At 71.7% G+C, this 9,379-nt stretch carries 9 protein-coding genes; all 9 read left to right on the forward strand.

Annotation, left to right across the window (positions count from 1 at the left end):
* Nucleotides 1–71: 71 nt before the first annotated feature.
* Entirely contained in the window at nt 72–2,444 is a 2,373-nt protein-coding gene (locus tag B0I28_RS08760; RefSeq protein ID WP_146148021.1) for an SseB family protein, read from the forward strand.
* Complete coding sequence (locus B0I28_RS08765; protein ID WP_106363373.1) at nt 2,441–2,806, forward strand: hypothetical protein; 366 nt, start codon at nt 2,441–2,443, stop codon at nt 2,804–2,806. The genes B0I28_RS08760 and B0I28_RS08765 overlap by 4 nt, the downstream gene beginning before the upstream one ends.
* 178 nt (nt 2,807–2,984) lie before the next feature.
* Complete coding sequence (locus B0I28_RS08770; RefSeq protein ID WP_106363374.1) at nt 2,985–4,142, forward strand: Gfo/Idh/MocA family protein; 1,158 nt, start codon at nt 2,985–2,987, stop codon at nt 4,140–4,142.
* Nucleotides 4,139–5,230 (forward strand): dihydrodipicolinate synthase family protein, encoded by a 1,092-nt coding sequence (locus B0I28_RS08775; protein ID WP_106363375.1) that lies wholly within the window; start codon nt 4,139–4,141, stop codon nt 5,228–5,230. The genes B0I28_RS08770 and B0I28_RS08775 overlap by 4 nt, the downstream gene beginning before the upstream one ends.
* Nucleotides 5,227–6,039, forward strand: a complete 813-nt coding sequence (locus B0I28_RS08780) for a sugar phosphate isomerase/epimerase family protein (protein WP_106363376.1) — start codon at nt 5,227–5,229, stop codon at nt 6,037–6,039. The genes B0I28_RS08775 and B0I28_RS08780 overlap by 4 nt, the downstream gene beginning before the upstream one ends.
* Nucleotides 6,040–6,176: 137 nt before the next feature.
* Nucleotides 6,177–7,400 (forward strand): hypothetical protein, encoded by a 1,224-nt coding sequence (locus B0I28_RS08785; RefSeq protein WP_106363377.1) that lies wholly within the window; start codon nt 6,177–6,179, stop codon nt 7,398–7,400.
* Nucleotides 7,400–8,575, forward strand: a complete 1,176-nt coding sequence (locus B0I28_RS08790) for an Ig-like domain repeat protein (RefSeq protein ID WP_106363378.1) — start codon at nt 7,400–7,402, stop codon at nt 8,573–8,575. Before B0I28_RS08785 ends, B0I28_RS08790 begins: the two co-directional genes overlap by 1 nt.
* Before the next feature lie 38 nt (nt 8,576–8,613).
* Nucleotides 8,614–8,907, forward strand: coding sequence for a YbaB/EbfC family nucleoid-associated protein (locus tag B0I28_RS08795; protein WP_181245707.1), 294 nt, complete (start codon nt 8,614–8,616; stop codon nt 8,905–8,907).
* Complete coding sequence (locus tag B0I28_RS08800; protein WP_106363380.1) at nt 8,904–9,284, forward strand: YbaB/EbfC family nucleoid-associated protein; 381 nt, start codon at nt 8,904–8,906, stop codon at nt 9,282–9,284. The genes B0I28_RS08795 and B0I28_RS08800 overlap by 4 nt, the downstream gene beginning before the upstream one ends.
* The last annotated feature ends 95 nt before the right edge of the window (nt 9,285–9,379 follow it).

Genomic DNA, 9,379 nt, shown 5'->3' on the forward strand with positions numbered 1-9,379 from the left:
CGAGGGGACGCCGCGTTCGCTCGACACCGCCCCATCCAAGACCGGTAGGGGGGAAGGGCTGAGTGGGATCGATGTGGGAACCCAGTAACGAGATCGAGCACCGACTCCGAGAAGCACTGCGAGCCGAGGACCAGGACGGATACTTCCGGATCCTGGCGCAGATCGAACTTGTGCTCCCACTGTCCTATGAGGGAGTGAACGGCACGGGCGCCGACACGTGGGCCACATGGACCACGGACGACCGCACCCATATCCTCGCGTTCACGTCGGAATCGGCGCTCCAGGTCTGCTTGCGCGACAACGCGGGATCGTCGCGGAGGGTGACGTTCCAGTCGCTCGCCGAGGCGTGGCCCGACGAGGAGTGGTGGCTGGCGGTCAACCCGGGCCTCCCGATCGAGGGCTACCTGCCCGCGTGGTTCGTCTCCCAAGTGGCCCAGGGCATGACGACCGTCCCCGCCGACCCCGAGCCCCCGGCGCCGCCCGCGCCGGAGCCGTACCGGGAGGACCGCTTCGCGGGCGCGACCCGCCGGGACCCGTTCGGGGACGGCCAGGCCGACCCGTTCGCGAACCCGATCGCGTCCCCCCAGGCGCCCCCGCCGCAGCGCGAGAGCTTCATGCCCCCGCCGCCGCCGATCCCCGACGTGCCGCCCGCGCCGCGCCGCTCCTCGGACCTGAACGGCAGCACCGGGCAGCCGGGCTCGACGGTCGCCGGGACCACCTCGGCGGGCCTGCCGCTGCGCCAGCCGCCGCGCGAGGACGCCGAGCCCGAGGGCTTCAGAGCCCCGTTCCAGTCGCAGCAGGACCAGTCGTACACGCCGCAGCAGGACTTCGGGTCCCAGCCCCAGGGCTTCGGCTCGCAGCCGCAGCACTACACGTCCCAGCCCCAGGGCTTCGGGTCCCAGCCGCAGCAGTTCTCGCAGCCGCAGGGTTACGGGTCGCAGCCGCGCGAAGGAGCCTTCCCGGCCGAGCCGCACCGGCCGTCCCCGCAGGACCAGTGGCCCGACGCGCCGGACTGGCTGCGCGACCAGCAGGCCGAGTCGCAGGCGCTGCCGACCCGCGAGCCCGCGCCCGTCGCGTACCCCGAGACCTACTCCTCCGGCGACGCGTTCGGCACGCCCGCATCGCACGAGGAGGAGCCGCCGCGCACCGCCGAGTCGTTCGCGTCGATGTCGAGCGCCTTCGGGCGCCGCCCCGCCGCGCCCGAGCCGGCCCCGCAGGCGGCGGCCGCGCCGCAGCCCGTGGAGCTCTCCGGCGAGGCCGCCGAGCCGCTCCTGGCCGAGGCCGCCACCTCCGGCGACACCGCCGGGTTCCTCCAGACCCTGCTGTGCGCCAGCGTGATCCTCCCGATCGCCGACCCCGAGGCCGCGCACCTGCGCGTCGGCGACCCGGCGTTCCGGTGGGCCAGCGACATCGTCGACGGCAACATCGGGATCACGGTGTACACCACCGAGGCCCGCATGGCCGAGCGCGCGGGCGAGGGCACGCCGCACACCACCGTCCCGTTCGGGTGGCTCATCCAGCACTGGCCGGGCCAGGACTACGCGCTGTACGTCAACCCCGGCACCGAGGTCGGGGCGAACATGTCCGGCCCCGAGATCGAACCGCTCCTGAAGTGGGCCGAGGCGAAGGACCTCCTGGTCTTCGCCCGCGAGATGGAGAAGCGCCACGCCGCCGCCGCGCGCGCGGCCTCGCCCGCGCACCGCGTGCAGCCCGTGCTGTGGCAGAAGACCATCCCGCACCACCAGGTGCCGTTCTACCTGGAGCGCGGCTACGACCGCGTCGGCGGGTTCGTGCACCCGGCCGAGGCCGTGGACCACCTGCGCACGCCCGCGCAGCTGTACCTCGCGCTCGGGCTCATCCGCTCCAGCGAGGACTTCAGCCCCACCGACGACTCGGTGCACGTGCTCCGCTGGACCGGCTACCGCACCGACCTGTACCCGGCGGCCATCGGCGGCAACGACTTCCCGACCGCGCAGTCCCGCGGCGGCACCGTCGTCGAGCCCGGCCCGTTCCGCGGCGACGGGTTCGCGCCCTCGGAGTCCCCCGAGGACCGCATCCCCGAGCACAAGGTCGACTCGGTGCGGCTCCCGCACGGCGCGAAGATCCTCCGCATCGACTCCCGCGGCGAGGTCACCGAGATCGCGCAGTACGACTCGGACACCCGCGAATGGGCGCCCGTGGACGGCGCGTTCGGCGGCCCCGCCGCGATCGAGGCGTCCTCCGTCCCGGCCCTGCCGTCCGCCCCCGAGTCCTCGGGCCCGCCGCCCGCCGGGCCGATGGGCGAGGCGTTCGGCTACGGCGGCGGCGCGTCCGGCGGCTACGACAGCGCGCTCGGCGACGCCTGGGGCGACGCCGACGGCCACTACGACCTGGTGCGGCCGACTCCTGAGGACCGGGCCGCGTCCGTGCTCGACAACCGGACCAGCGACTGGAAGGACGCCTGATGCGCGACGGCTACATCGCCCGCTGGAAGGGCGCCGAGTACGACTCCAGCCCCGACGGGGCCCACGTGCGGCTCTACTCGCCCACCGGCGGCGACGGGTTCGTGCAGGTCGCCGAGGGCCGGTACCGCCGCGGCGTGCCGATCGGCGAGCTGGAGGACTTCTTCTACGTGCGCACGGTCTGCACCTGGCGCGGGGAGCCGTTCCTGCTGCTCGGCGCGTCCGGCGAGTGGTACCGCCTGGAGTACTCCGGCGGCCGCTCCGACGTGGCGCGCTCGCTGGGCCTGGAGCCCTACGACAACGGCGTGTACCAGATCTGGGCGCCCGCCGAAGAGGTCACCGACATCAGCGAGCAGTACCTCTAGAACGCATGTGAAAGCCCCGGTCCGGACGGGCCGGGGCTTTCGCCGTGTCCGGACCTGGACGCAACGTATTCACGTGTGTAAATCTGTGTAGAGACCGCTTTCAAATGCGACCGTGTTTGCTGTATGCTTCACAAGACTGTATGAAAGCGCTTGCCTGAATCGTCTGGAGCAGATCCCTATGGCAGAGAGAATCACCGTCGGCATCGCCCTCAACGGGGTGACCGGACGCATGGGCTACCGGCAGCACCTCGTGCGGTCGCTCCTGGCGATCCGCGAGCAGGGCGGCGTCCCCCGCGCCGACGGCGGCGTCATCTGGCCCGAGCTCACCCTGGTCGGCCGCAGCGAGGACAAGCTCAAGGCGGTCGCCGAGCGCCACGGCCTCGACAAGTACACGACGAGCCTCGACGAGGCGCTGAGCGACGACTCGATCGGCGTCTACTTCGACGCGCTGACGACGCGGCACCGCCTCGCGGCCGTCACCGCCGCCGTCAAGGCCGGCAAGCACGTGTACACCGAGAAGCCGATCGCCACCAGCCTGGAGGACGCGCTCGCGCTGGCCCGCACCGCGCGCGACGCCGGCGTCAAGAACGGCGCGGTCGCCGACAAGCTCTACCTGCCCGGCCTGCGCAAGCTCAAGCGCCTGGTCGACTCCCGCTTCTTCGGGCGGGTCCTGTCCGTGCGCGGCGAGTTCGGCTACTGGGTCTTCGAAGGCGACTGGCAGGAGGCCCAGCGCCCCTCCTGGAACTACCGCGCCGAAGACGGCGGCGGCATGGTCCTCGACATGTTCCCGCACTGGTCCTACCTGCTCGAAGGCACGTTCGGCTCGCCGATCAAGTCCGTGATCGCGAACGTCACGACCCACATCCCCGAGCGCTTCGACGAGCAGGGCAACGCCTACGCGGCGACCGCCGACGACGCCGCGTACGCGATCTTCGAGCTCGCCGACGGCACCGTCGTGCAGATGAACTCCTCGTGGGCCACCCGCGTCGACCGCGAGGAGCTCGTGGAGTTCCACGTGGACGGCACCGAGGGCTCCGCGATCGCCGGGCTCCGCAAGGCCCGCGCGCAGCACCGCGCGCACACCCCCAAGCCCGTGTGGAACCCCGACATCGACCAGCCGATCCCGTTCCGGCAGCAGTGGCACGAGGTGCCCGACAACGAGGTGTTCGACAACGGCTTCAAACTCCAGTGGGAGGAGTTCCTCCGCCACGTGGTGGACGACGAGCCGTGGCACCATGACTTCCTCGCCGCCGCCCGCGGCGTGCAGCTCGCCGAGGCGGGCTACCGCTCGGCCCGCGAGGGCCGCCGCATCGACCTTGAGGAGCTGGTCCTGTGACCCGCGAGTTCACCTCCCGCGTCATCTACTCCGCCGCGCACGTCGTCGCGGACCCCTTGGCCGACAACGGCCCCGGCCGCCCGGCGACGGTGGACTGGGACGCGACCATCGGGTTCCGCCGCCACCTGTGGGACCTCGGCCTCGGCGTCGCCGACGCCATGGACACCGCCCAGCGCGGCATGGGCCTCGACTGGGAGGCCACCAAGCAGCTCATCAAGCGCTCTGCGGAGGCCGCCGGGCCCGACGACCTCCTGGCGTGCGGCGTCGGCACCGACCAGCTCGGCGCACGGCCGTCCACGCTGGACGAGATCCGGGCGACGTACCTGGAGCAGCTCGGGGTCGTCGAGGACGCGGGCGCGGGCACGATCCTCATGTGCTCCAGGGCCCTCGCGGCTTCGGCGAAGGGGCCGGACGAGTACAAGGCCCTCTACGCCGAGCTCCTCGGCGAGGTGAGCGGCAAGGCGATCCTCCACTGGCTCGGCCCGATGTTCGACCCGGCGCTCGAAGGCTACTGGGGGTCGACGGACCTCGAAGCCGCCGCCGACACGTTCGTCGAGATCATCACCGAGAACGCGGCCAAAGTGGACGGCATCAAGATGAGCCTCCTCGACGCCGACGCCGAGATCGCGCTGCGCCGCAGGCTCCCCGAGGGGGTCCGCTGCTACACCGGCGACGACTTCAACTACCCGCGGCTCATCGCCGGGGACGAGTTCGGGCACTCCGACGCGCTCCTGGGGATCTTCGACCCGCTCGCGCCGCTCGCCTCGCAGGCCGTCAAGCGGCTCGACGAGGGCGACGTGGCCGGGTTCCACGCGATCCTCGACCCGACGGTGCCTCTGGCGCGCAAGGTCTTCGAGGCCCCCACGTTCAACTACAAGACCGGCGTGGTGTTCCTCGCGTGGCTCTCGGGGTACCAGGACCACTTCAAGATGGTCGGCGGCCTCGAATCCGCGCGTTCGATCGAGCACTTCGGACAGATCGTGGACCTCGCGCTCGAAGTGAAGCTGTTCCCCGACGAGGCCCTCGCCATCGACCGGTTCAACGCCCTGCTCAAGACCGCGGGCCAGCCCCCGAGGACCCTCGCGTGAGCGCCGCGGCACGGTTCTCCTTCAACCACGCCACCGCGAAGTTCTGGGACCAGCGCGAGGCCGTCGAGGCCTGCGCGCGGGCCGGCGCCGGGATCGGCCTGTGGCGGGAGCCGTTGCAGGAGATGGGCGTCGAGGCCACGGCGAAGCTCGTGCAGGACGCGGGCGTCGAGGTCACGAGCCTGTGCCGCGCCGGGTTCTTCACCGACCCGACCGCCGCAGCGCTGGAGGACAACCGCAGGGCGATCGACGAGGCCGCGGCCGTCGGCGCCCCGACGCTCGTCCTCGTCTCCGGCGGCATCCCGGAGAACGGCACCATCGACTCGGCCCGCGAAGGCGTGAAGGAAGCGCTCGCGCAGCTCGCGCCCTACGCGCTCGAACGCGGCGTCACGCTCGCGATCGAGCCGCTGCACCCGATGTTCGCCAGCGACCGCTGCGTCGTGACGACGCTCGCCGAGGCCCTCGACCTCGCCGCGCCCTTCGCCCCCGAAGCGGTCGGCGTCGTCGTCGACACCTACCACATCTGGTGGGACCCGCAAGTGTGGCAAGGAATCGCGCGCGCCGGACGCGAAGGCCGCATCGCCTCGTTCCAGTTCGCCGACTGGATCACCCCGCTCCCCGCGGGCGTCCTCACCGGCCGCGGCCAGCTCGGCGACGGCTGCATCGACTTCAAGCGCTACCTCGCCGAAGTCGACGCCGCCGGCTTCACCGGCCCCATCGAAGTGGAACTCTTCAACGACGCCCTCTGGGCCCGCCCCGGCGCCGAGGTCTTCCAAGAGACCAGAGCCGCCTTCGAACGCGTCGTCGCCTAGCGGTCCGGGGCCGCCTCCGGGCGGCCCCGGCGCCTTTCGGTGTATTTCAAGTGGCGTGGGGCTGTCGACGCGGTGGCGGATCTCTTATATCTTCGGTCTTCGAACCTTTCCGCACCTCCTCTCGGGAGTACCAGAGCATGGCCGAAGACTCGGACATCACCAATGACGAGCCGCCTGGCGACAGCACGTTGGAGAAGGTCGGGAGCTCGATTCCCGGCGTCAAGCAGGTCCTCAACAGCGGCAAGATGATCTACGACGCGATCGAGTCCGACGAGGTCACCGCCTCGAACGCCGCCGCCACGGTCGTCGCCGACATCGCGAGCATCGGCCTGGAGGCGTGGGGCGCGTACACGAACCCGCTCGGGATGCTCGTGAACGTGGGCCTCGACTTCCTCCTCAACCTGGTCGAACCCGCGAACAAGCTCCTCACCTGGCTCTCCGGCGACCCCGGGGCGATGGGCGACCTCCAGGGCCGCTGGCGCCAGTTCAAAGAGGCGCTCATCGTCATGCGCGACGAGGTCGACGCCGCGTGGGAGTCCTCGCTCGCCACCTCCCAGTCGCCGACCACCGACGCCGCCAAGGACAAGGTCAACGGCATGGCCGCGGCCATCGCCGGGATCGCCTCCGCGATCGCGCAGATCGAGTCGCACATCGGCATGGCCCAGATGCTGTCGACCGCGGTCTACGAACTCGTCAAGGCCCTCCTGTCGGCGCTCATCGAGCAGCTCATCATCTACGGCCTGACCGCGCTCGCGACCGCATGGGTCAGCGCCGGGTCCTCGATCGCGACGTTCCTGATGTGGGCGACCCAGAAGAGCGCTATCGACACCGCGACGATGTTCCTGCGCGTCTCGCTCGCGCAGTTCACCGGCAAGCAGCTCGCGCACCTCGGCACCGAGGTCCTCGACTCGACGTTCCGGCAGTCCTCCGCCGAGATGCTCGAATGGGCCGGCGGCATCGCCTCGAACTGGGCCGGCGCCATCCAGGGCACCGGCGTCCCCGCCAAGGGCAACCCCACGCCCGCCTCCACGAACCCCTCGGGCGACATGGCGACGTACACCAGCGTCGACCCCGAGGAGTTCGGCGTGGCGGCGGCGGAGCTGCGGCGGCTCCAGACCAACGCGGACTCCCTGTCGCAGGCCGTCAACAGCGACACCGAGACCGACTTCTTCACCTGGGGCCTGGCCTGCCAGGGCTGGGTCGAGGGCTACAACGAGCAGCGGTCCGAACTCGCCGGCGACGTCGCCCTCATCTCGCCCGCCCTCGAAGGCAACGCCACCCGGTTCGACGAGGTGAAGCAGGCCTACGAGGACGCCGACATCCAGGCCGCCAAGGACATCACGGCGGCCGGAGGCAAGTAGTGCTGCACGACCTCGACCGCAAGGCCATCCCGAAGGACCTCGCCCGGTCCTACGGGAACAACGCGGGCCACTACACGGACCCGCTGGGACGGCCCCTGCGCTCGAAGCCGCTGCTCCACCGCGATCCCGCGGTCGCGGTCCTGCCCTCGCCGTACGAGACGGCCACGGCCCGTCCGGTCCCGCCGGACGGGTCGGGCGTGCTCGAACTCGTCCTCGACTCGGCCGCGACCATGCCGGTCGCGGCCGTCGACGGGACCCCGGTGGCCGTCGGCGACGGCACCGTCTACGTGGTCCTGCCGGCCGGGCCCCACGAAGTCGACGTCCAGAGCGGGGCGACCGCGAGCCCCGTCGTCGTCGACGTCAGCGCCGGCGCCACCGCGGCACTGGTCTGGCGCGAAGAGGTCGACCGCGCCACGGTCCGCTTCGGCCCCAAGGCCGTCGACCCGCTCCCGCCCCGCTCGAAGGTCTACCTCTACGAGTGGGCGGTCATCGTCCTCCTCGTCTGCGGCGTGCCGCTGGCGCTGGTGAACGCGTTCAGCCTCGACGAGACCGGCAGCCGGATCGCCCTCGGCGCCGTCGCGGTCCTCGCACTCGCCCTGCTCCCGTTCGCACCGTGGCGCCGGCGCGAACGCGAGCGCCTCGCCGCGCTCCGCCTCGCGAACGAGGGCCCCGGCCTCGCCCGGCCCGTGCACTACCCGTGGGGCGGCCCCGACGCCGCCGACCGGCCCGCGCTCGTCGGCGACCGCCCCGAGGCCCTGCCGGAGTTCGCCCCCGGCCGCGGAGCGCTCCTGCTGCGCGCGCGAGGGCACCGCCACCTCTGGAAGGGCGGCGACGGCGTCGTGCCCCGCGACGCCGAACTCGCGTCGCGGCGCGCCGCACCCCCCGCCGTCCGCATCGACGGCCTCGAACTCCCCGCGACCTGGGGCAACTGGTGGTACCCGCTGCCGCCCGGGAAGCACACCGTGGAAGTCGAGGTCGAGACGGCGCGCTCCAGCGTCGAATTCGACGTGCGCGAAGGCGAGGCCACCGCGATCCGCGCCGACGCCCACCTGTACACCCGCCGCGGCGACGACCGCGGCATCGTCAGCGACGAACCGCGGCTGGTCCTCGACGCGGAGGAGTTCCGCCCCGAATGGATGGGCGACCCGGCGCGCCGGCTCGAATACTGGAGCTGACCGCCGCCCGCGCACCCGCCACAGGAAGGAGAGCCGTCGTGCACGGCGACATACACAGCAGGCTGGCCGAGGCGCAGCGGCTCGCCGCCGAGGTCACCGCCGAGGTCGAGTCCGAGGACGGCACCGTCCGGGTCACCGCCGGACCCGGAGGCGACATCAGGCGGATCGACCTGAGCATGAGCGCCTTCGACCTCAGCGGCGTCGAACTCGGCGAGACCGTCACCGCCCTCGTCAAGGCCGCCGCCGACGAGGCCGACCGCGAGCTGTCCGAGGCGATCCGGCAGACCCTCGCCGGCATGTTCAGCGCCGAGCGGCAGGAGAAGGACCGATGAGCGACGGGCAGCGCCTCACCCCCGAGCAGATCATGGAGCAGTTCGAGCGGATGCGCAGCGAGGCCGAGGCCACGCTCGCCAGGTACGAGGAGGTCAGCGCCGAGTTCGGCGCCGACGCCGTCGAGGTCGCCTCCGACGACGGGCTCCTGCACGTGAAGCTCGACGCCAACGGCAAGGTCGACGAGATCACCGTCAACGAGGCCGCGATGCGGTACCGGCAGTCCCTCGGCCCGAACCTCGTCGCCCTCATCCGCCAGGCCCGCGACGAGTACGCGCTCAAGTCCGCCGAGATGGCCCGCCGCCTGCTCGGCGACCGCATGGACGTCGATGCGATCCTCGGCCGGTACCTGCCGCCGAAGCGCCCCGACGCCCGCTGACTAGGTCGTGTTTACGAACTGAGGAAGCCTCCTGTTGAATCTGTTGTGCTGCAACGGATTTCAATAGGAGGCTTCTGTGTCGAGCCTATCAGGGC

Origin of the sequence: Glycomyces artemisiae, assembly GCF_003002955.1 — a bacterium.
Lineage (GTDB): Bacteria > Actinomycetota > Actinomycetes > Mycobacteriales > Micromonosporaceae > Glycomyces > Glycomyces artemisiae.

Excerpts from the sequence above, each read along its gene's own strand:
- B0I28_RS08760 (WP_146148021.1), top strand. The coding sequence starts at position 72 with ATGTGGGAACCCAGTAACGAGATCGAGCACCGACTCCGAGAAGCACTG.
- B0I28_RS08770 (WP_106363374.1), top strand. The coding sequence starts at position 2,985 with ATGGCAGAGAGAATCACCGTCGGCATCGCCCTCAACGGGGTGACCGGA.
- B0I28_RS08785 (WP_106363377.1), top strand. The coding sequence starts at position 6,177 with ATGGCCGAAGACTCGGACATCACCAATGACGAGCCGCCTGGCGACAGC.
- B0I28_RS08800 (WP_106363380.1), top strand. The coding sequence starts at position 8,904 with ATGAGCGACGGGCAGCGCCTCACCCCCGAGCAGATCATGGAGCAGTTC.